General features: G+C 72.8%; 19 protein-coding genes and 1 pseudogene. 15 read left to right on the forward strand and 5 right to left on the reverse strand.

Annotated features, from left to right (window positions below; all coding sequences use genetic code 11):
* Positions 1-51: 51 nt before the first annotated feature.
* The 11 genes from AB0N03_RS47330 (at position 52) to AB0N03_RS47380 (ending at position 13,711) form a co-directional block, all read left to right on the forward strand.
* Positions 52-465: an SRPBCC domain-containing protein gene (locus AB0N03_RS47330; protein ID WP_364387199.1), complete on the forward strand. Its 414-nt coding sequence runs from the start codon at positions 52-54 to the stop codon at positions 463-465.
* A 22-nt stretch (positions 466-487) separates the two neighbouring features.
* A complete protein-coding gene (locus tag AB0N03_RS47335) occupies positions 488-1,687 on the forward strand; it encodes a cytochrome P450 (protein WP_364387201.1) in 1,200 nt (399 codons plus the stop codon).
* Between the two features lie 94 nt (positions 1,688-1,781).
* Entirely contained in the window at positions 1,782-3,119 is a 1,338-nt protein-coding gene (locus AB0N03_RS47340) for a carboxypeptidase regulatory-like domain-containing protein (RefSeq protein WP_364387203.1), read from the forward strand.
* A gap of 18 nt (positions 3,120-3,137) precedes the next feature.
* Entirely contained in the window at positions 3,138-4,418 is a 1,281-nt protein-coding gene (locus AB0N03_RS47345; RefSeq protein ID WP_364387205.1) for an adenosylmethionine--8-amino-7-oxononanoate transaminase, read from the forward strand.
* Positions 4,419-4,635: 217 nt separating this feature from the next.
* Positions 4,636-6,864 carry a bifunctional SulP family inorganic anion transporter/carbonic anhydrase gene (locus AB0N03_RS47350; protein ID WP_364387207.1) on the forward strand — a complete coding sequence of 743 codons (2,229 nt, stop codon included), beginning with the start codon at positions 4,636-4,638 and terminating at the stop codon, positions 6,862-6,864.
* Positions 6,865-7,134: 270 nt separating this feature from the next.
* Entirely contained in the window at positions 7,135-9,312 is a 2,178-nt protein-coding gene (locus AB0N03_RS47355; RefSeq protein WP_364387209.1) for a bifunctional SulP family inorganic anion transporter/carbonic anhydrase, read from the forward strand.
* 447 nt (positions 9,313-9,759) lie between these two features.
* Positions 9,760-10,479 carry a dethiobiotin synthase gene (bioD, locus tag AB0N03_RS47360; RefSeq protein ID WP_364387237.1) on the forward strand — a complete coding sequence of 240 codons (720 nt, stop codon included), beginning with the start codon at positions 9,760-9,762 and terminating at the stop codon, positions 10,477-10,479.
* 72 nt (positions 10,480-10,551) lie between these two features.
* Complete coding sequence (bioB, locus tag AB0N03_RS47365) at positions 10,552-11,565, forward strand: biotin synthase BioB (RefSeq protein WP_364387211.1); 1,014 nt, start codon at positions 10,552-10,554, stop codon at positions 11,563-11,565.
* Positions 11,552-11,755 (forward strand): hypothetical protein, encoded by a 204-nt coding sequence (locus AB0N03_RS47370; protein ID WP_364387213.1) that lies wholly within the window; start codon positions 11,552-11,554, stop codon positions 11,753-11,755. Before bioB ends, AB0N03_RS47370 begins: the two co-directional genes overlap by 14 nt.
* A gap of 278 nt (positions 11,756-12,033) precedes the next feature.
* Entirely contained in the window at positions 12,034-12,630 is a 597-nt protein-coding gene (locus AB0N03_RS47375; RefSeq protein WP_364387215.1) for a DUF2567 domain-containing protein, read from the forward strand.
* A gap of 58 nt (positions 12,631-12,688) precedes the next feature.
* Entirely contained in the window at positions 12,689-13,711 is a 1,023-nt protein-coding gene (locus tag AB0N03_RS47380) for a M48 family metallopeptidase (protein WP_364387217.1), read from the forward strand.
* Position 13,712: 1 nt separating this feature from the next.
* Here the strand turns inward: AB0N03_RS47380 and AB0N03_RS47385 are convergent, their stop codons facing one another.
* Entirely contained in the window at positions 13,713-14,429 is a 717-nt protein-coding gene (locus tag AB0N03_RS47385) for an LON peptidase substrate-binding domain-containing protein (RefSeq protein WP_364387219.1), read from the reverse strand.
* Between the two features lie 40 nt (positions 14,430-14,469).
* Positions 14,470-15,102 carry an NUDIX domain-containing protein gene (locus AB0N03_RS47390; RefSeq protein WP_364387221.1) on the reverse strand — a complete coding sequence of 211 codons (633 nt, stop codon included), beginning with the start codon at positions 15,100-15,102 and terminating at the stop codon, positions 14,470-14,472.
* A gap of 111 nt (positions 15,103-15,213) precedes the next feature.
* On the opposite strand from AB0N03_RS47390, the gene nadA reads away from it, so the two are divergent.
* The 4 genes from nadA to AB0N03_RS47410 all read left to right on the forward strand — a co-directional run bounded on the left by nadA (position 15,214) and on the right by AB0N03_RS47410 (position 20,005).
* Complete coding sequence (nadA, locus tag AB0N03_RS47395) at positions 15,214-16,227, forward strand: quinolinate synthase NadA (protein WP_364387223.1); 1,014 nt, start codon at positions 15,214-15,216, stop codon at positions 16,225-16,227.
* A complete protein-coding gene (locus tag AB0N03_RS47400; protein WP_364387225.1) occupies positions 16,224-17,867 on the forward strand; it encodes an L-aspartate oxidase in 1,644 nt (547 codons plus the stop codon). The genes nadA and AB0N03_RS47400 overlap by 4 nt, the downstream gene beginning before the upstream one ends.
* Complete coding sequence (gene nadC / locus AB0N03_RS47405; RefSeq protein ID WP_364387227.1) at positions 17,864-18,757, forward strand: carboxylating nicotinate-nucleotide diphosphorylase; 894 nt, start codon at positions 17,864-17,866, stop codon at positions 18,755-18,757. The genes AB0N03_RS47400 and nadC overlap by 4 nt, the downstream gene beginning before the upstream one ends.
* Positions 18,758-18,829: 72 nt before the next feature.
* Positions 18,830-20,005, forward strand: coding sequence for a S8 family serine peptidase (locus AB0N03_RS47410; protein WP_364387229.1), 1,176 nt, complete (start codon positions 18,830-18,832; stop codon positions 20,003-20,005).
* A gap of 225 nt (positions 20,006-20,230) precedes the next feature.
* On the opposite strand, the gene AB0N03_RS47415 is transcribed toward AB0N03_RS47410, so the two are convergent.
* From AB0N03_RS47415 to AB0N03_RS47425, 3 genes and pseudogenes are all read right to left on the reverse strand, one after another.
* On the reverse strand, positions 20,231-20,593 hold the full coding sequence (locus AB0N03_RS47415; protein ID WP_364387231.1) for a hypothetical protein: 363 nt from the start codon (positions 20,591-20,593) through the stop codon (positions 20,231-20,233).
* Complete coding sequence (locus AB0N03_RS47420; RefSeq protein ID WP_364387233.1) at positions 20,593-21,930, reverse strand: alpha/beta hydrolase; 1,338 nt, start codon at positions 21,928-21,930, stop codon at positions 20,593-20,595. Before AB0N03_RS47420 ends, AB0N03_RS47415 begins: the two co-directional genes overlap by 1 nt.
* Before the next feature lie 35 nt (positions 21,931-21,965).
* Positions 21,966-22,217: pseudogene (locus tag AB0N03_RS47425) on the reverse strand (WXG100 family type VII secretion target); the annotation flags it as partial.

Raw genomic sequence — 22,217 nt, forward strand, 5'->3', positions numbered from 1 at the left:
GCACCCGGGCCGGGGACGGGTTTTGCCGTACCCCGGTGGGAGGATGGGGTCATGACTCCTTCAGTGGGGAAGACGGCCGATGTGGGGTGGAACATCGGGGTTTCGCGGACCTTGCCGTACGCCGCCGCCGCGGTGTGGGACTTCCTGGTCAGCCGGGAGGGCGTCGCGATCTGGCTGGGGCCGGGCGTCGAGCTGCCGAGGGAGCCGGGCGCGGAGTACGAGACGGCGAACGGCACGGTCGGGGAGATCCGGAGCTTCGTCGAGGGCGACCGGGTGCGGCTGACGTGGCGGCCGGGCGACTGGGACCACGACTCGACGGTCCAGGTGCGGCTGAGCGGCTCGGGCGCGAAGACCACGCTGCGGTTCCACCAGGAATGGCTTTCGGGCGCGGAAGAGCGCGAGGAACAGCGGGCATACTGGCAGGACGTGACCGAGCGCGTGGTGGCGGCACTCGCCGAGCGCTGAGGCTGACTGCATGGGGGCGGGTATGACGACTACGGAAGTGGCCGAGGACTTCGCACAGGACGCGCACATGTTCGCGGAGCTGCTCCGCGCGGGTGGGCCGGTGCGCAAGGTCCGGATGCCGCGCGGCCTGGATTGCTACATCGTCACGGACTTCGCGCAGGCGCGGGCCCTGCTGGCGGATCCCCGGCTGCACAAGGACAACCGGCGCGCGTACGAGCTGTTCGAGGCGAAGCTCCCGGCCGGGGCGACGAACCAGGGCGGCTTCGGCGAAGCGCTCGGCCGGCACATGCTCAACACCGACCCGCCGGACCACTCGCGCCTGCGCAAGCTGGTGAACAAGGCGTTCACCGGCCGGACGGTGGCCCGGCTGCGCCCGCGGATCGAGGAGATCACCACCGAGCTGCTCGACGCGCTGGCCGGTCGGGAGCGGGTCGACCTGCTGCCCGCGTTCGCCGCGCCGCTGCCGATCACGGTGATCTGCGAGCTGCTGGGCGTCGCCCCGGAGGACCGGAACGAGTTCTCCGCCTGGTCGAAGACCCTGCTGAGCCCGTCGACGCCGGAAGACGCGCAGCACGCGGCGCAGAGCATGCTCACCTACCTGACCGACCTGGTCACGCAGAAGCGCGCCGAGCAGGCCGAAGACCTGCTGTCGGACCTGGTCCACGCGAGCGACGACGGCGACTCGTTGTCGCAGGACGAGCTCATCGCGATGGCGTTCCTGCTGCTGGTGGCCGGCCACGAGACCACGGTCAACCTGATCGCCAACAGCGTCCTGGCGCTGCTGCGCGAGCCGGAGCAGCGGGCGCTGCTGCGCGCCGACCCGTCCCTGATGCCGGGTGCGGTCGAGGAGTTCCTGCGCTTCGACGGCCCGATCCACCTGGCCACGCTGCGGTTCACCGAGGAGGCGGTCGAGGCCGGTGGGGTGACGATCCCGGCGGGCGAGTTCGTGCTGGTCTCGCTGCTGGGTGCGAACCGCGACGGCGGGCGGTTCCCGGACCCGGACCGCCTCGACGTCACGCGCGCGGCCGGCGGGCACCTGGCCTTCGGGCACGGCATCCACTACTGCGTCGGCGCGCCCCTGGCCCGGCTGGAGGCCGAGATCGCGCTGGCCGGCCTGCTGGCGCGGTTCCCGGACCTCGCACTGGACGCCAAGCCGGACGAGCTCGTCTACCGGTACAGCTCCCTGGTGCACGGGTTGGAGTCGCTGCCCGTCCGGCTGTGACGTGCCTCACTTGGTAGTGGCCGGGTGGCTCCTTCGCGCGTGAAAGCACCGAAGCCCGCACTGGAGGTGCGGGCTCTGGTGAGGGGGAGCCACCTTGAGAATTCCGCGCGCGTTGATGGTTCTGGCCGCCGCGCTCGTAGCGGTCACCGGTTTCGCGGTCCCGGCGGCCGCGGCCGGGTACGACCTGCGTGGCACGGCGGTGGTCGAAGGCGGGCCGTACGTGCCCGGGGAGCCGGTCACCGTGAAGTACACGGTCACCAACGCCGGGGACAGCGCCTACGTGGCCGCCGGCATCGTCGACCAGCAGGGCGGCACGCCCTTCTGGGTGGATTCGGGCTGGGGTGACCTGGGGCCCGGCGGGCCCGGCGCGACCTTCCAGACCGGGGAGACCCGCGAGTTCCGGCTGACCGGCGGTTTCATCGCGCCGTTCGCGGGCGACTCGCGGTTCCGGCTTTCGCTGTCCCGGCTGGACGGGATGACCCCGCCGCTGGCGCCGGTCGACGTCGTCGTGCCGCTGGCCACGGGCACGACCACGATCAGCGGCCAGGCGTTCGCCGATGCGGACGAAGACGGCGTGGCCGACCCGGGGGAGGCGCTCGCCGGCGCGCACGTCCGGCTCGACGGGAACGAGACCCGCACGACCGACGCCGACGGCCGGTACTCGTTCGACGACCTGCCGCCGGGGCGCTACGACGTCTACCCGGCCGACGCGCCCGGCGGCTGGATCCTGGGCGGCGGCACGAGCGTGCGGGCCGATGGCTCGACGCCGGTGGTCGACGTGCCGCTGCGGGCGCTGCGGCCGCTGTCCGAGACACTGCACGCGGAAGTCGCGCTGGACAACGACAGCTATCGCGTCGGCGACCCGGCGGTGCTGACGGTCGAGCTGGCCAACACCGGTCAGCGCGTCGTTTCGGGCGTCTACGGCGCTTGCGACCGCGGTGACATCGGCCGCTCCCTCGACATCACCCCGGCCGGCTGGGGCGAGCTGGACTACTTCGGCCCGGGCGCGACGATCCGGCCGGGGGAGACCCGGACGTTCCGGGTGCCCGGCACGGTCACCGAACGCGCCGGCCGCTGGGGCGTCCTCGAGCAGATCTGCGACTTCACCCAGGACGAGGCCTACCACGAGGGCGTGCCCGAAGCCGGCGACACGGCGAAGATCCTCGGCCTCGACGGCACCAGCACGGGCCGGATCGTCACCGGAACCGGCGAGGGCGTGGCTGGGCAGCAGGTGACGGCCACCGACGTCGACACCGGCCAGGTGCTCACCGCGACGACCGACGCCGACGGGAACCTCACCATCGCCGGGCCCACCGGCCGCTACCGCCTGTCCGTGGCCGGGCCGTGGGTACTGGTGGGGGAGCGGCCGGTGTACGTCGCGTCGGAGGCCATGAACCAGAACGGCTGGGTGTTCACGAGGCAGCCTGCCTGAGCGCGTTATGGTCGGCGGATGGACTCCGCCGACCTGCTCGCCCTCGACGCTCAGCACGTCTGGCACCCCTACGCGCCGATGCCGGCGAAGGTGCCTTCGCTGCTGGTGACCGAGGCGAGCGGCGTCCGGCTGAAGCTGGCCGACGGCCGGGAGCTCGTCGACGGGATGTCCTCGTGGTGGTCGGCCGTGCACGGCTACCGGCACCCGGTGCTCGACGCCGCGCTCGCCGAGCAGGCCGGGCGGATGAGCCACGTCATGTTCGGCGGCCTGACCCACGAGCCCGCGATCACCCTCGCGAAAACCCTCGTCGACCTGACCCCCGACGGGCTCGAGCACGTCTTCCTCTGCGACTCCGGCTCGGTGTCGGTCGAGGTCGCCGCGAAGATGTGCCTGCAGTACCAGCGTTCCCGCGGGCTGCCGGAGAAGCGCCGGCTGCTGACCTGGCGCGGCGGCTACCACGGCGACACGTTCACGCCGATGAGCGTGTGCGACCCCGACGGCGGCATGCACTCGCTGTGGCGCGGTGTGCTGCCCGAACAGGTCTTCGTGCCGGAACCGCCGACCGGCTTCGACACCCCGCCCGACCAGTCCTATGTGGACACGCTGGCGGACGCGATCGGGGCCCACGCCGGGGAACTGGCCGCGGTCATCGTCGAACCGGTGGTGCAGGGCGCCGGCGGGATGCGCTTTCACCACCCCGCCTACCTGCGCGCGCTGCGGGAGCTGACCGAGGCGCACGACGTGCTGCTGATCTTCGACGAGATCGCGACCGGCTTCGGCCGCACCGGCGCGTTCTTCGCCGCCGAGCACGCGGGCGTGACGCCGGACGTGCTCTGCCTCGGCAAGGCACTGACCGGCGGCTACCTGAGCATGGCGGCGGCGCTGTGCACGCCGGAGGTCGCGGCCGGGATCTCGCGCGGCGCGCTGCCGGTCCTCGCGCACGGGCCGACGTTCATGGGCAACCCCCTCGCGTCGGCGGTGGCGAACGCCTCGTTGGGGCTCCTCGCCGACGGCGCGTGGCGCCACGACGTCAGCCGGCTTGAGAAGGGCCTGCTCGACGGCCTGGCTTCGGCGCGCGATCTCGGCTCGGTGGTGGACGTCCGGGTCCTCGGCGGCATCGGCGTGCTGCAGCTCGACCACCCGGTCGACCTGGCGGTGGCCACCGACGTCGTGACCGCGCAGGGCGTCTGGCTGCGGCCGTTCCGGGACCTCGTCTACGCGATGCCGCCCTACGTTTCGACTGACGACGACCTGGCCGCGATCACCCGCGCGATGCTTGCCGTGGCGGAAAAGGCGTGAATTCAGCACATCGGGTGTGACCACGCGCACACCGAGACCCGAAGGTTCCTCACCGTCGCGCTGCGTGCCGGTGGGCGGTCCACACCACGCGATCGGCGGAGGTTCCCGGGCGGTTTTCGCCTGAAAGATCCGGGAAACCGAACCGATCCGTACCGGGGAAAACGCGAGAAATGCTTGCGTAGCGGACTTTTCGCGCGGTATCGGCGATCCTGCCCCCATGATCGAGATCGTTCGCGGAGAGCACGACACCGGACCGCCGTCGCCGAAGAACTTCCAGTACCTCAAGCAAGATGTCCTCGCTTCGCTAGTCGTCTTCCTCGTTGCCGTCCCCCTGTCCCTCGGCGTGGCCTTCGCCGCCGGGGCGCCGCTGCTCTCGGGCCTGATCTCCGCCGTCGTCGGCGGGCTGGTCGCGAGCCTCTTCGGGGGATCGCCGCTGCAGGTCAGCGGCCCGTCCGCCGCTCTCACCGTGGTGCTGGCCGACACGATCGCCACCCACGGCTGGCCCGCCACCTGCGCGATCACCGTCGCCGCGGGCCTGCTCCAGATCCTCTTCGGGCTCACCCGCCTCGCCCGCGCCGCGCTCGCCGTGTCGCCGGCCATCGTCCACGGCCTGCTCGCCGGCATCGGCGTCACGCTCGTGCTCGGGCAGCTGCACGTCGTGCTCGGCGGCTCGGCGCAGGGCTCCGCGCTCGCCAACGTCCTCGCGTTGCCCCGGCAGATCGCCGCCCACCACGACCAGGCCGTGCTGATCGGCGTCGTGACCCTCGCGGTGCTGCTGGCGTGGCCGCGGCTGCCGCAGATCGTCCGCCGGATGCCCGCGCCGCTGGCCGCCGTCGCGCTGGCCACCGGCCTGTCCGTCGCGACCGGCATGTCCCTGCCGCGCGTCGACCTCCCGGCCGGGCTCCCCACGCTGCACCTCGTGCCGCGGCTGCCCGACGGCGGCTGGGGCGGCTTCGCGCTGGCCGCGCTCACCATCGCGCTGATCGCCGGCCTGGAGAGCCTGCTGTCCGCGGTCTCGGTCGACAAGCTCCGCGGCGGCCCGCGCACCGACCTCGACCGCGAGCTGATCGGGCAGGGCGCGGCGAACGTCGCCGCCGGCGCGCTCGGCGGGTTCCCGGTCACCGGCGTCATCGTGCGCAGCATGACCAATTACGAAGCGGGGGCGCGCACCCGGGCGTCGGCGATCCTGCACTGCGTCTGGATCCTCGCCGCGTGCCTGCTGTTCACCGGTGTCCTGCGGCTGATCCCGCTCGCCGCGCTCGCCGCCCTGCTGGTCTACGTCGGCGCGAAGCTCGTGAACCTCCACGGGCTCAAGGAAGTGCGCCGCCACGGCGACCTGCCGGTGTACGCCGTCACGCTCGCCGGCGCGGTCGCCGTCAACCTGCTGACCGGCGTCGCGGCCGGGATCCTGCTGGCGCTCGCGATGATGCTCCGGCGGATGATCTTCTCCGGGATCCACGTCGAGCGCGACGGCGACCGCCACCGCGTCGTCATCGAAGGCGCGCTGACGTTCCTGTCCGTGCCGCGGCTGACCCGGGTGCTCGCCGAGGTGCCGCCGCACGCCGAAGTCCGGCTGGAGCTGCTCGTCGACTACCTCGACCACGCCGCGTTCGACTGCCTGCGCGGCTGGCAGCAGGCGCACGCCGGGCCGGTGACGGTCGACGAGATCGGGCACCCGTGGTTCGAGCGCGGCCGCTCGGGCGCGCCGACCGTGCGCCGCAGCGTCGCCGCGCGGGTCGTGCCGCGGTGGCTCGCGCCGTGGTCGGAGTGGCAGGCCGAGCACGTCGTGCTGCCCGCCCAGCGCACGGCCAGCTCCCTGTTGTGCCGTGGTGCTTCGGAGTTCCACCGCCGCACCGCACCGCTGCTGCGCGACACGTGGAGCGGGCTGGCGCACGGGCAGCAGCCGCACACGCTGTTCATCACCTGCGGCGACGCGCGGATCGTGCCGAACCTCATCACCACGAGCGGGCCGGGCGACCTGTTCACCGTGCGGAACATCGGCAACCTGGTGCCACCGGCGGACGGCGACGACTCTTCGGTCGGCGCGGCGATCGAGTACGCCGTCGGCGTGCTCGGCGTCGCCGAGATCGTGGTGTGCGGGCACTCCGGCTGCGGCGCGATGAAGGCGCTGCTCGGCCGGGCGCCGGACGGCTTGGTGCAGCTCGGCAGCTGGCTGCGTCACGGCGAGGCGACGGTGCGACGGCGGAGTCGTGAGGCGCCGCTGCTGCTCGGCGGCGAGCGACCGGCCGTCGAGGCCGACCAGCTCGCGCTGCAGAACGTGGTGCAGCAGCTGGAAACCCTGCGCGGCTACCCGGTGGTCGCGGAGGCGCTGGAGCGGGGTGGGCTCCGGCTGACCGGGATGTACTTCGACGTCGGCGCCGCGCAAGTGTCCCTTTTGGACGATGCGGCGCGCGGGTTCGTCCCGGCGGGCGCGCTGGAGCACTGACCGGAGAGCGCCCCAATGTGGCCTTGGTTGCGTCTGACGCACCCAAGGGGCCCTTCGGTGCGTTGGACGCACCGAAGGCCACATTGGGGCGCTCGGGTCGGACGGCGGGAACCCTTGTGTCGTACGGGATTCAACTGTCACCTGACAGAAAGTGATCTTGTGAACGCCGCGTAAACGACCTGTCCGATTTGTGACATTCAGGCTAAATATGGCCAGTTATTCACTCGATCGGGTGGCGCATAGCGGACATTTCACCTGATTTCCGGTTGCATGGTGATCATGAGACCCCTCGCCGTGCTCCGCCACGACCTGCCGGCCTCACTGGTCGTCTTCCTCGTAGCCGTACCCCTGTCCCTCGGCATCGCCCTCGCCTCGGGCGCGCCGGTCGCCGCCGGGCTCGTCGCCGCCGTCGTCGGTGGCGTCGTCGCCGGTGCCCTCGGCGGCTCCGCGCTCCAGGTGAGCGGGCCCGCCGCCGGCCTGACCGTGGTCATGGCCGAAACCATCCAGACGTTCGGGTGGGCCGTCACCTGCGCGATCACCGTCGCCGCCGGCGCGGTGCAGATCCTGCTCGGGCTGAGCCGGATCGCCCGCGCCGCGCTCGCCATCTCGCCGGCCATCGTGCACGGCATGCTGGCCGGCATCGGCGTCACGATCGTGCTCGGCCAGCTGCACGTCATCCTCGGCGGCAAGGCCCAGAGCTCCGCGATCGAGAACATCGCCGAGCTGCCCGGCCAGATCGTCGCCCACCACGACTCCGCCGCCCTGATCGGCCTGCTCACCATCGCGATCCTGCTGCTCTGGCCCAAGCTCCCGGCCGCCGTCCGCAAGGTGCCGGGGCCGCTGGCCGCGATCGCCGCCGCGACCCTGGTCTCGGTGCTGGCCGGGATGACGCTGCCCCGCGTCGAACTGCCCGGTGACCTGCTGGACGTCCACCTGGTCCCGCGGCTCCCGGACGGTGGCTGGGGCGGGTTCGCGCTCGCCGTGGTCACCATCGCCCTGATCGCGGGCGTGGAGAGCCTGCTCTCGGCGGTCGCGGTCGACCGCCTGCACACCGGGCCGCGCGCCAACCTCAACCGCGAGCTCGTCGGCCAGGGCGCGGCCAACATGCTGTCCGGGGCGGTGGGCGGGCTGCCGGTCACCGGCGTCATCGTCCGCAGCTCCACGAACGTCGCCGCCGGCGCGAAGACGCGGGCGTCGGCGGTGCTGCACGGCGTCTGGGTGCTGGTGTTCGTCGTCCTGCTGGCCGGGCTGATCCAGAGCATCCCGCTCGCGGCGCTCGCCGGCCTGCTGGTGCACGTCGGCGCGAAGCTGGTCGACCCCGGGCACATGAGGACCGTCCTCGCCCACGGCGACCTGCCCGTCTACCTGCTCACCCTCGGCGGTGTCGTGGTCTTCGACCTGCTCACCGGCGTCCTCGCCGGGATCGGGCTCGCGCTGGTGCTGATGCTGCGCCGCACGCTCTGGTCCGGCATCCACGTCGAGCGGGAGGGCGACGCCTGGCGCGTGGTCGTCGAAGGCGTCCTGACGTTCCTGTCGGTGCCGCGGCTGTCGAAGGTGCTCGGCGCCATCCCGGCCGGGGCGGCAGTGCGGCTGGAGCTGGTCGTCGACTACCTCGACCACGCGGCGTTCGAAAGCCTCACCGCGTGGCAGCAGGCGCGCGAGCGCGCCGGCGGCACGGTGGACGTCGACGAGGTCGGCCACCCGTGGTTCGGCGAGGGCAAGGCGGGCCGTCCGACGCGGTCGCGGCTGGCGGCGAGCCGGGCGGTGCCGCGCTGGCTCGCGCCGTGGTCGGAATGGCAGGCGGTGGAAGGCATCCCGGCCCAGCAGACCCGCCGCGGTGCGACGGAGTTCCACCGCCGCGCGGCTCCGCTGTTGCGCGACACGCTGTCCGGCCTCGCGGACGGCCAGCGGCCGCGGACGTTGTTCATCACGTGCGGCGACTCCCGGATCGTGCCGAACCTGATCACGACCAGCGGCCCGGGCGACCTGTTCACGATCCGCAACATCGGCAACCTCGTCCCGCCGGGGCAGGCCGACCCGTCCATGAACGCGTCGATCGAGTACGCGGTGGGAGTGCTGGGCGTCGAGGAGATCGTGGTGTGCGGCCATTCGGGCTGCGGCGCGATGGCGGCACTGGCCGACGGCCCGCCACCGGGCCCGTTGGAGGTGTGGCTCCGGCACGCGGAGCCGAGCGCGCACCGGACGGGCTCGGCGACCTTGGACGGCGGGGTTCCGGAGCGGGAGGGCGACCGGCTGGCACTGCACAACGTGCTGCAGCAGCTGGAGCACCTGCGGGAGTACCCGTCGGTGGCGGCGACCGAGAAGGCCGGGAAGGTGCAGCTGACGGGGATGTACTTCGCGGTGGGGACCGCCCAGGTGTACCTGTTCGACGCGGCGGAACGGACGTTCCGTCCCGCCGGGGCGGCGGTGGTGGTGCCGGGGGCTTGAGGGTGGCGCGGGCGCGGGCGCGGGCCGGGCCGGGTGGGTCCGGGCCGCGCCGGGGGAGGGCTGCGGCTGCGGGCCCCAGGCTCGGCCTGACCCACCCACCCACCCACCCGCCCGGCTGGCCCGCTCGGGTCGGCCCGCCCGCCCGGCTGGCCCGCTCGGGTCGGCCCGCCCGCCCGGCTAGCCCGCTCGGGTCGGCCCGCCCGCCCGCCCGGCTAGGGCAGGCCCGGGCTCGGCCCGGCCGGCTCGAGCCTCTCGGTCCGGGCCGAGCCAGCAGCGTCCGCGGCTCCGGTCGGAGATTCGTCGCCCGGGGCCGCACCCGGGCCGCCTCCCACCACCCGCGACCACGAACCCGCCTCCGACCAGGGAATCTTCCCCCGCCACCCCTAGCCATCCGGTGCCCGCGGTGCACGCCTCCGCCCGCAGTCACTAAGTTGATGGCCCGTGACCATGCTGGTGATGACGGGGACCGGGACCGGGGTCGGCAAGACGATCACCACGGCGGCCATCGCCGCCCTGGCGGCGGCCGGCGGGCAGCGCGTCGCCGTCCTGAAACCCGCGCAGACCGGGGTCGGCCCCGATGAGCCCGGCGACCTCGCCGATGTCCGGCGCCTCGCCGGCGGCGACGTCACCACGCGAGAGCTGCGCCGGTACCCCGACCCCTTGTCACCCGAGGCCGCCGCGCGCCGGAGTGGTCTTCCCACGCTCGATCCCGGGGAGATCGCGCGGGCCGCGTCCGACCTCGACACTGGGCACGACCTCACCCTGATCGAAGGCGCCGGCGGCCTGCTCGTGCGCTTCGACCGGAGCGGCTCCAGCCTCGCCGACGTCGCGTGGTCGCTCGGCTCGCTCGTGATCATCGTCGCCGAGGCGGGCCTCGGCACGCTCAACGCCACCGCGCTCACCGCCGAGGTCGCCACCAAGCGGGGCCTGACCGTCGCCGGCGTCATCATCGGCTCGTGGCCCGCCGAACCGGACCTCGCTGCTTTGTCCAACCTCGAAGACCTGCCCGTCGCGGCCGGGGCGCCGCTGCTCGGCGCGCTGCCGGCCGGGCTCGGCGAGGCGTCGCCCGAGGAGTTCCGGTCCGCCGCGCGGGCCGGGCTCTCGCCGTGGTTCGGCGGCGAGTTCGACCCCGAGCTTTTCGCGGGATGCGCTTCCGCCGGGAAGTGACCTGCGTCGCTGTCGTCCCGGGGTGCGTTCGGGCACGATGAGGGACGCTTCCACCACGACCAAGGAGACGCCGTGACCGCAGTCCCGGACACCGATGTCCTCGCCTACGCGCGCGAGCACGTCCTCGAAAACGGCGTCGGCCTGGGCGAAGCCGAAGTCCTGGAGGTGCTGCGGCTGCCGGACGACCGGCTGCCCGACCTGCTCGCGCTCGCTCACGACGTGCGGATGCGCTGGTGCGGCCCCGAGGTCGAGGTCGAGGGCATCATCAGCCTCAAGACGGGCGGCTGCCCGGAAGACTGCCACTTCTGCTCCCAGTCCGGCCGCTTCCCGACGCCGGTGCGCTCGGCGTGGCTCGACATCCCGAACCTGGTCAAGGCCGCCCGGCAGACCGCCGAGACCGGCGCGACGGAGTTCTGCATCGTCGCCGCCGTCCGCGGCCCGGACAAGCGGCTGCTTGCGCAGGTCCGCGAGGGTGTCAAGGCGATCCGCGAGGATGGCAACGACATCCAGATCGCCTGCTCGCTCGGCATGCTCACGCAGGAGCAGGTCGACGAGCTCGTCGAGATGGGCGTGCACCGCTACAACCACAACCTCGAGACGGCGCGCTCGCACTTCCCGGCCGTCGTCACCACCCACACGTGGGAAGAGCGCGCGGACACCCTCCGGATGGTCGCGAAGGCGGGCATGGAGGTCTGCTGCGGCGGCATCATCGGCATGGGGGAGACGGTCAGGCAGCGCGCGGAGTTCGCGGTGCAGCTGGCCGAGCTGAGCCCGCACGAGGTGCCGATGAACTTCCTCATCCCGCAGCCGGGCACCCCGTACGAGCACTACGAAATCGTCGAGGGCAAGGACGCCCTCCGCACGGTGGCCGCGTTCCGGCTCGCGATGCCGCGCACGATGCTGCGCTTCGCCGGCGGCCGTGAGCTGACCCTCGGTGACCTCGGTGCGGAGCAGGGCATGCTCGGCGGCATCAACGCGATCATCGTCGGCAACTACCTGACCAACCTGGGCCGCCCGGCTTCGGCGGACCTCGAGATGCTCGACGAGCTGAAGATGCCCATCAAGGCGCTCAGTGACAGCCTCTGACGCCACCTTCTGTGTCCACTGTGGACAGGACTCGCCGGGCGGGGCGGACCACCCGGCGTGCCACAACCCGAGGACGGCGCTGGAGCCTCCGCGCTACTGCACGTTCTGCGCGCGGCGGCTGGTGGTCCAGGTGAGCCCGCTCGGCTGGACGGCCCGCTGCAGCAGGCACGGCGAGACGGCGAGCGGCTGACGACGGCGCTGCGGGGGCTGCGGGAACGTCATGAACGAGTCGTTCATGACGTCGCCAACCCCGCTGAACGTCGCGAATGACTCATTCGGGACCTCCGGCGCCCCCAATGACTCATTCGCGACACTCGACTCCGCGCGGCCGTGACTTTGCCGGAGCCCCTGTCGTTCGGTGCGGTGACTGACTCGTTCCCGTCGTCCGGCCCGCGACACGGCCAGCGGCTCACCGCCTCTTCGCACCGACCGGTTACGCTCGGTCGCACGCAGTAGGAGGGAGTCCGGGTGAGTGAGTCGTCGGGGCCCGCGCACCGGCCGTCGGCAGTGGCCGGTCCGTGGTCGGTGCCCGTGCTGGTCCGCGAACGGCGGCCGCGGGTCGTCGTCAAGGCCGACCTGCTGCCCGCCGTGAGCGTGCTCGGCACCCTCAGCCTGCTGAGCTTCCCGCTCGCCTTCGCCTGGTCCCGCCTCGCGCCGCCGGAGCGCGTGCGCATCATCGGCTCCGACGGCACCCAGGGTGCCCTCGAACTCGAGAGCTGGCACCGCTTCGACGACCTCGCCGTCTTCGGGCTCATGACGCTCGGGCTGGGGATCGTCGTCGGTGTCGTCGTCTGGCTGCTGCGCGAGCGCCGCGGCCCGGTCGTGGTGCTCGCCGCGGTCCTCGGCGTCGCCCTCGCGAGCGCCCTGGCCATGCTGCTCGGCGTCGGCTGGGCGAACAGCCACTACGCCATCTCCAGCGCGCCCGCGCTCGGCTCGGTGATCGAACTGGCGCCGCGCCTGGAGTCGGGGTGGGTGCTGCTCACCGGCCCGCTCGGCGTGACGCTGGCCTACAGCCTGCTCGCCACCTGGAACGGCCGCGACGACCTCGGCCGCCGCCTCGGCTGAACCGCGTCCCCGGCCGAGCGCCGTCCCCTAGGCTGGTGCCCTCGACACAGGGGGTTCAGTGACTGAAGACATCGAGGTCTCGCGGCACAACGCCGTCCGGTTCCCGGGGATCAGCCCGCGCGCGTACGAGCACCCGGTGGACCGCGGCGCGCTCGCGACGCTGCGCGCGGTGCCCGGGTTCGCTCAGGTCGTCAAAGCCGTTTCGGGGTTCTACAACGAGCGCGGCGAGCGGCTGATGGCGCTCGCGTCGTCGATCCGCGTCGGGCCGAAGCAGTACCCGGAGCTCGATCGCCTGCGCCACGAATGCGCCGAGACGCTGGACCTGCCCGCCGTGCCGAACGTGTTCGTCCACCAGGACCCGCGCGTCCAGGCGTCGGCCGTCGGGATGGACGAGCCGTTCATCCGGGTCAGCACCGGGCTCGTCGAGCTGATGGGCCACGAGTCGCTGCGGTTCGCGCTCGGGCACGAGATGGGGCACGTACTCTCGGGGCACACCGTCTACCGCACGATCATGGTGCGCCTGATCGGCCTGCAGATGTCGCTGTCGTGGACGCCGGTCAGCGCGCTCGGCATCCGGGCGGTCATCGCGGCGCTGCGCGAGTGGTACCGCAAGGCCGAGCTGTCGTGCGACCGCGCCGGGCTGCTGTGCGGCCAGGACCCGACCGCCGCGCTGCGCGCCCAGATCCAGGTCGCGGGCGGCATCGACCCGTCCCGCATCGACATCCCGTCGTTCCTGCGGCAGGCCGGTGAGTACGAGTCCGTCGAGGACATCCGCGACAGCTTCCTCAAGCTGCGGTACGTCGAAACCGAGACGCACCCGTTCGCGGTCGTCCGCGCAGCGCAGCTGCAGAAGTGGGCGGCGTCGGCGGAGTACCGCGCGATCCTGGCCGGCGACTACCCGCGCCGCGACGACGACGCGCCGACGTCCGACTGGAAGGACGACCTGAAGTCGGCGGCGAAGTCGTACAAAGACTCGTGGAGCTCGTCGACGGACCCGCTGACGAAGGTCTTCAGCGACGTCGGCGAAGCGGTTTCCAGCACGGCGGGCAAGGTGTGGACCAAGTTCGGCACCGGCGACTGAGTCAGTTCAGGCTGGCCGGCTTGCCGAGGTCGGTCAGTTCGCCGGGCGGCAGCGGCACCGCGCCCAGCGCGTCGAGGAATCCCGCCTCCCGCGTCAGGAGCCGGCACGCGATGCGGAGCCGGCGCAGGGGGTGGCGTTCCTCGAGCAGCCACTGGCGGTCTTCCAGCGGCAGCAGGCAGTCCACGGCCAGCTGGTAGGCCAGCTCGGCCAGCTCGGTGTCGGCGTCCGGGGTGTTCCAGTCGTCGCTGCGCCACGCCGTTTCGCAGTAACGCCGGTGCGCCGTGCGGGCGACCGTCGCGAGGCGCTCGGCCATGTCCCCGGACGGCGCCACCGGGTCGTCGTCGACCCATTCCACGGAAGCGATCATGTAGGGCGCCGACACGCAGTCGAGGTCGGTCAGGCGGAAGCGGCGCTGGGCTTGCGTGATGACGTCGAATCGGCCGTCCGGCAGGCGTTTCGCCTCACGGAGCACGGTGCTGCAGCCGATCTCGTACAGCTGGTCCAGACCACGTACTTCGCGCGTCAGGGAGGACCGCAGGGCCACGACGCCGAACTCGCGCCCCGGCACCGTGCCGCTGACGAGGTCCGCCGCCAGCTGCCGGTACCGCGGTTCGAAGATGTGCAGCGGCAGCTTGGTCCCCGGGAGCAGAACCGTCTGCAACGGGAACAACGGCAGCAAGGTCGTCGTCGCGTCGCTATCGGATTCCGGCTCGGTCACGCGTCAACCGTAAGGGGAGAACGCGTTCGGCGCAGGATGGTCACCGGTTCGGCGGCTTGAACACCGCGAACGGATCGGTGATCTGCATGCCCTTGCCGGCGAAGGAGAACAGCGCCGCCGGGCGCCCGCCCGCGCGACCCGGCGGGGCCGTGTGACCAGTGGGAACCAGCAGCCCGCGCCGCGAAAGCACCCGCTGCAGGTTGGTCGCCGAGACGCGGTAGCCCAGCGCCGCCGAATACAGCCCGCGCAGCGCAGAAATCGTGAACTCGTCGGGCGCCAGGGCGAACCCGAGGTTGGTGTAGGAGAGCTTCGAGCGCAGCCGGTCGCGGGCGCGCAGCACGATCGCCTCGTGGTCGAACGCCGTGCGCGGCAGCTTCGCGACGTCGTGCCACTCGGTGTCCTCGGGCACCTCCGGGTCGGCGTCGGAGGGGACCAGGGCGAGGAACGCCGTCGCCACCACGCGCGGGCCGGGGACCCGGTGCGGGTCGCTGAACACCGCCAGCTGCTCGACGTGCTCGATCCGGCGGACGTCGACCTTCTCCTTGAGCTGGCGCCGGACCGACGTCTCGACGTCCTCGTCGGGCCGCAGCCGCCCGCCCGGCAGCGACCAGCGGCCGAGGTGCGGGTCGAGCGCGCGGCGCCACAGCAGCACCCGCAGTGTGTCCGAGCGCACTTGAAGGACCGCTCCCAAAACCTCGTGGGCCAGGGGGGCCTGGGTGTTAAGATGACTTCGCACGGTTTTCGATTATAAGGCGAAAACCGGAGACAGGTCCAGGAGGGCCCGATGACCAGCACGTTGGTTCCGGAAGGTCTCACCCCGTTCGGCGGGGTCGAGGCGAACGCGGAGTGGGCGGCGGAGGTGCGGCGCCTGGCGAAGCAGCGCGACGCGGTCCTGCTCGCGCACAACTACCAGGTCCCGGAGATCCAGGACATCGCCGACCACACCGGCGACTCCCTCGCGCTCAGCCGCATCGCGGCGAGCAGCGACGCGTCCACCATCGTCTTCTGCGGCGTGCACTTCATGGCCGAGACCGCGAAGATCCTCGCGCCGGAGAAGACCGTCCTGATCCCGGACGCGCGGGCCGGCTGCTCCCTGGCCGACTCCATCACCGGCGCCGAGCTGCGCGCCTGGAAGGCCGAGCACCCGGGCGCGGTGGTCGTCTCCTACGTCAACACCACGGCCGAGGTGAAGGCCGAAACGGACATCTGCTGCACGTCCTCGAACGCGGTCGACGTCGTCGCTTCCATCCCCGCTGACCAGGAAGTTCTCTTCCTGCCGGACCAGTTCCTCGGAGCGCACGTCAAGCGCGTGACCGGCCGGGACAACATCCACATCTGGGCGGGGGAGTGTCACGTCCACGCCGGGATCAACGGCGCCGAGCTGGCCGCCCGCGCGGCCGAAGAGCCGGATGCCGACCTGTTCATCCACCCCGAGTGCGGGTGTGCGACGTCGGCGCTCTACCTGGCCGGCGAGGGCGCGGTGGCGCCGGACCGGGTCAAGATCCTCTCGACCGGCGACATGGTCCACGAGGCCCGCGACACGAAGGCGAAGACCGTCCTGGTGGCCACCGAGATCGGCATGATCCACCAGCTCCGCAAGGCCGCGCCGGGGATCGACTTCCGCGCGGTGAACGACCGCGCGTCCTGCCGGTACATGAAGATGATCACCCCGGCCGCCCTGCTGCGGTGCCTCCGTGACGGTCTCGACGAGGTCCACGTCGACCTCGAAACGGCCGCTCGCGCCAAGGCTTCGGTGCAGCGGATGATCGAGATCGGGCAGCCTGGCGGCGGAGAATGACCACGCCGGTTAATGATTCAGAGGCGAAAACCCCGGTCTGGGAGGCCCGCGCCGACCTCGTCGTGGTGGGCAGCGGCGTCGCGGGGCTGACCGCGGCGCTGCGCGCGCAGGCCCTCGGGCTGCACGTCCTGGTGGTCACCAAGGCGGCGGTCGAGGACGGCAACACGCGCTGGGCCCAGGGCGGCGTCGCCGTGGTCCTGGAAGACCAGCACGACCTCGACGACTCGGTCGCGAAGCACGCGGAGGACACCTTCACCGCGGGTGCCGGGCTGGTCGACGAGGCCGCCGCCCGCTCGATCCTCGACGGCGGCCCGGCCGCGATCGCCCGGCTGCGGGCGGACGGGGCGACGTTCGACTCTTCGGGTGACGGCCTGCTGGCCCGGACCCGCGAGGGCGGGCACAGCGCGTTCCGCGTCATCCACGCGGGCGGCGACGCCACCGGTGCCGAGGTCGAACGCGCCCTGGTCGCGCAGGCCGGGCAGGCGCGGGTGCCGGTACTGGAGCACCACATCGCCGTCGACGCGCTGCGCACGCCGGGCGGGCGGGTCGCGGGGGTCACCGTGCTCGATCGCAACGGAGTTCCCGGCGTCGTCCGGGCGCCGGCCGTGCTGCTGGCCAGCGGCGGGATCGGGCAGCTCTACCAGGTCACCTCGAACCCGGAGATCGCCACCGGCGACGGGCTCGCGCTCGCGCTGCGGGCGGGGGCGAGCGTGGCGGACGTCGAGTTCGTCCAGTTCCACCCGACCGTCCTGTTCACCCCGGGCGCGCGGGGACGCTGCCCCCTGGTCACCGAGGCTGTCCGCGGCGAAGGGGCGACGCTGGTCGACGGCGCCGGGCAAGCGGTCATGGCGGGCGTGCACCCGCTCGGTGACCTGGCTCCCCGCGACGTCGTCTCGGCGGCGATCACCCGCCGGATGGCGCTGGCGCCCGGCGGGGTCGACGACCACGTCTTCCTGGACGCGACGTCGATCGCGGGGTTCGCCCGGCGGTTCCCGACGGTGTCCGCGGCGTGCGCGGTGCTGGGACTCGACCCGGCTTCCGACCCGATCCCGGTGGCGCCCGCGGCGCACTTCTCGTGCGGCGGCGTGGTGACCACTGTGGACGGCCGGTCTTCGGTGCCGGGTCTTTACGCCGCCGGCGAGGTGGCGCGGACCGGCCTGCACGGCGCGAACCGGCTGGCGTCCAACAGCTTGCTCGAAGGCCTGGTCGTCGGGCAGCGCGTCGCGGAGGCCGTCGCGGCGGACCTGGCCGCGGGTCTGCTGGCCGACCCGTCGCGGGGGCGGCTGCCGTCGTGGACGGTCGCGCCGGCCGCGGATCGTGACGCGCTCCAGCGCGTGATGAGCCGGTACGCGGCGATCGGCCGGGACGCCGACGGCCTGGCGGCGGCGGGTTCCGTGCTCGACCTGTCCGCTCAGGACAGTCCGTTGTGGACGCATGCGGCCGTCGAGGACGCGGCGCTGACCGTGGTGGCGCAGGCGTTGCTCGCCGCGGCCGTCCGGCGCACCGAGTCGCGCGGCTGCCACGTGCGGTCCGACTTCCCGTCGCTCGACGACGGTTGGCGGCGCAGCCAGCTCATCCGGCTCAGCCCGTCCGGCCAGCCCGTGCTGGCCGACCCGATCCCCCTGGAGGGCGTGGCATGACTTTCCCGATCTCCGAACCGGTCCTTCGCCTGATCGCGGCTTCCGGCCTCGACGTCGAGGACGTGACGCGGGTGGTTTCCACGGCACTCGGCGAAGACCTGCGCTACGGGCCGGACGCGACGACCGCGTCGACGGTGCCTCTCGAGGCGACCGCGGTGGCCGAGCTGACCCCACGCGTCGACGGCGTCGTCGCCGGGCTGCCGGTCGCGCTGGCCGTGTTCGACATGGTGCTGGGCTCCGAGTACGAGGTGCTGGCCGGGCGCGAGGACGGCGAGCGGCTGGTCGCGGGGGAGCCCGCGCTGGTGCTGCGCGGTCCCGTGCGCGGGCTGCTCACGGCCGAGCGCACGGCGCTGAACCTGCTGTGCCACCTCTCCGGCGTCGCGACCGCGACCGCCGCGTGGGTGTCCGAAGTGGACGGTACCGGCTGCGCGATCCGGGACTCCCGCAAGACGTTGCCGGGGCTGCGGCTGCTGCAGAAGTACGCGGTCCGGTGCGGCGGCGGCGTCAACCACCGGCTCGGGCTGGGCGACGCGGTGCTGATCAAGGACAACCACGTCGTCGCCGCGGGTTCGGTGACCGCGGCACTGGCCGCGGCCCGCGCGCACGCGCCGGAACTGGCCTGCGAGGTGGAGGTCGACACGCTTGCGCAGCTGGAGGAGGCGCTGGCCGCGGCCGCCGACGAGGTGCTGCTGGACAACTTCACGCCGGAGCAGTGCCGTCAGGCCGTGGCGCGCCGCGACGAGGTTTCCCCCAAGACGCGGCTGGAATCCTCTGGTGGGCTCACCCTCGACCGTGGTAAAGCCTACGCCGAGTCCGGTGTGGACTATCTGTCCGTGGGCGGGCTGACCCACTCTTCACCCGCGTTGGATCTGGGCATGGACCTTCGCTGACGGGGGTTTCGCGGGTAGACTGGCGGTGGCGGAAGTCCTTTTCCGCCACCGTCTTTCGGTTCGGGGGTTCGGGTGCGGATACCGGCGGTGCTCGCGGTCGCGGGCCTCCTGGCGCTGGGCTTGCCCGCGTCCGCCGTGGCGGCGCCGCCGGGGCAGTGCGCGAACCCGTCCGGCACCTACACCGGCGAGGTCCCGTGGGGGCAGCGACTGGTCGACCCGGCGCGGCTCTGGCCGCTGACCCGGGGCGAGGGCCAGCTGGTCGCCGTGATCGGCACCGGCGTCGACGCGCAGAACACGCAGTTCGCGCCCGGGCAGCTCGAGGGCGGTTCCGGCACCGAGCGGTCGGACTGCGACGGCCGCGGCACGATCGCGGCCGGGATCGTCGGCGCACAACCGGATTCGTCGACGACGTTCGCCGGCGTCGCGCCCGGCGCACACCTGCTGCCGATCCGGTACACGGAAGGCTCGGGCTCGTCGGCGTCCGACGGCGGCGGGGGCGACCCCGGTGCGCTGGCCGGGGCGATCGACACGGCGGTGGACCGGCACGCGAGCGTCGTCTTGATCGCGGTGCCCGCGGCGTTCGACAACCCGGCGTTGACCGGCGCGGTCGCGCGGGCGCGATCTTCGGGCGCCGTGGTGGTTTCGGCGGCGTCGGCGACCCAGCAGGGCGCGCGGTCGTACCCGACGGCGACACCCGGGGTGCTGTCGGTCGGGTCGGTGAACCCCGCGGGCGAGCCGGTGCAGACGGAAGCGGGCGACTACGTCGGCGTCGCGGCGCCGGGGGCGGAGCTGGTCAGCACGTCGGCGGGAGCGGGCGGCGCGGTGGCGCACCGCTGGCCGGTGACCGACCCGGGACTGGCGGGGGCGTACGTCGCCGGCGTCGCGGCGCTGGTCCGGGCCTACCACCCGGACCTGACCGGCGACCAGGTCGTCACGCGGCTCGAGCTCACGGCGCACCGCCCGGGTACGGGCGGCCACGACGCGCGGCTGGGCTGGGGAGTGCTGGACGCGTACGCGGCGGTGTCCTCGACCCTGCCGGCCGACGTCGCCCCGCCGGGCGCGGTTCCCGCGTCGGCTTCGGCCGCGGCGGTGGTCCCGGCGGCGGCTCCCGCGCGTCCGTCGTCCGACGTCGCCGCGGGCACGATCGCCCTGGCCGGGGTGGCTCTCGCGGCAGCCGCCGGAGTGGCGGTGGCGGCGGTCCGCCGGGCCCGGCGCCGGAACTGGCGCCCGTCCCGTTTCACGCCGTGATGCCCGTTCAATCACGCGAGATACCCGCTCAATCACGCGAGTTACGCGCTCAATCACGCGAGTCACGTCCCTGATCACGTGAGTTCGGTGTACCGGAACGGCGAACTCGCGTACCTGGAGGGACGACTCGCGTACCTGGAGGGTCGGTTCGCCGGAACTCGTGTGATTGAAGGCGGAACTCGCGTGATCAGAGAGCGATCTCGCGTGATTGAAGGGGCATCACGGTCAGGCGGGGACCGGGCGGGTCGAGCCGATGATCGCCACCGCGTGGCCGGCCCGGGCGACGTGGATCGTGAAGTCCGCGCCCTCGCGGCTGAACCTCGCGATCAGTTCGCGCGGGGTGCTGCGGTCGTGGGCCTGCCAGCCGCGCTGTTCCAAGGTGGGGACGAGCTCGGTGAGGTGGCGTTCCGGCTCGTCCGGCTGTTCGAGCCGGACGCCGTACTGCCAGCAGAAGAGGTTGCCGGGGCTCGTCGGGTCGCAGTCCAGCTCGCCGTTCACCGTCGGGTCCGCCGACGGGCCGAACACCGCCGCGACGCCGTCGATCACGTCCGTCAGCTCGGCCGCCAAGCGGTCCAGTTCGGGGCTCATCACAGCACACCCCCGTCGTTGAGGAACTCGACGCCGTTCTCGAGGATGCCATCCGGGTCGAAGGTGCCGTTCGCCAAGGTCGGTCCGCCGGTGATCACCCGGTACACGTTCGTCCACGACTCCGAACCCGGCTTCAGCACGTCACTGTGCGAGGACAGGCCCCACAGCTGATCGCCCGAAGCGTCCCGCCCGGTCTCCAGCTCCGTGACGCCCGGGAACGTGTCCGGGTCCGCGCCGTGCCCGATGCCGGTCCACTCCAGGCCCCACGCGTTGCCCTGCGCGACCTCGATCGGGTCGAGCGGCGCGGTCATCGAGAACCGCTGGACGCCCGCCTGGCTCGCCGGCAGGTCCGACGGCGACCAGACGCCGTGGCCCATGCCCGCCGACTCGACGTGCAGGACGCGGTCGACGTCGAGGCCCTGCGTCTCGGCCAGCCCGACCGTCGCGCCGCCGTAGCTGTGCCCGATCGCCGTCAGCGTGACGTCGGAGCCGGCGTGGCTGGAGATCTCGCCGCGCAGGTCGTCGGTGAAGTTTTTGAGGCCGGGGGCCATCGTCTGCGCGTAGCTCGCGTCCGGGCCCTGCACCACCGGGTTCTGCGGGAAGACGCCGTCGGCCCAGACGACCATCGCCGTGCGCCCGGTCGGGTCCGCGGCCACCAGGCTGCGCCCGAGCCCGGCGTAGGCGTCGAAGTTGGACATCTGCGTGTTGACGCCGGGGACGAACAGCCCGACGTTGCGCGTCCCCGGCTCGATGTGCCCGACGAGCTCGGCGATCCGGCCGTTGCCCGACGGGTCGAACTTCAGGATCTGCCGGTTGTTCGCGAGGATGTCTTCGTACAGCTTGATCCGCGACTGCGACCGCGCGATCTCGTCGGCGTCGGTGAGCCCCGCGAGCTTCGAGCGCTCGGCGGTCAGCGCGTCGGTGACCTTCGCACGGTTCTGCTCGATCGCCCGCGCCCACGCGCCGGTGTCGGCCGAACCGCCGATCCCGGCGGGGTTTCCGGCGGCCGGCAGGGGATCCTCGGGCAGGAGGGCCCGGTACATCGCGGCGACCTGCGTGTCGGCCCGCCGGCACCCGGCCGCCGACTCGGTCAGTCCACTTTGGAGCTTACGGAGACGCGTGACGTGCTCGCCGAGCTTCGAACCCAGCTCCGTCATCGTCTTCTCGAACGTCTTGGCCGCGGCGGCGGACTCGCTGACCCGGCCGAACGCGGCGGCCGGGACCTTCTCGCCCGCCACCGCGGACTGCGCCGAGGAAAGCGTGTCCGCCCGCGTGCCGAACTCGCCCGCGACCGTGTCGAGGCGGGCCGGGGCGACGCGATAGCCGGCAGCCGTCACGGCCCGCCTCCGTTCTCAGAGTGAGTCAGAGTGGTTCAGTACGCTTCCGGCTCTTCGCCGATCACCGGCGGCGCGACCGGGGCCGACTGGCCCCAGACGTTCTCCGTCTCGACCAGCCACGCCGGGATCCGGCGCCCGGACCCCATGTCGCCGCCACCGCCCATGCCCATCGGCATCATGGGCATCATCGGCATCGCGCCCTTGGCCGCCGCCGCGCCCGCGGCACCGGCCGCGCCGCCGGCGAGCCCGCTCAGCGCGTTGCCCGCGCCGCCGTCGCCGGCCAGGCC

Origin of the sequence: Amycolatopsis sp. NPDC051061 (assembly GCF_040682935.1) — a bacterium.
Taxonomy (GTDB): Bacteria; Actinomycetota; Actinomycetes; order Mycobacteriales; family Pseudonocardiaceae; genus Amycolatopsis.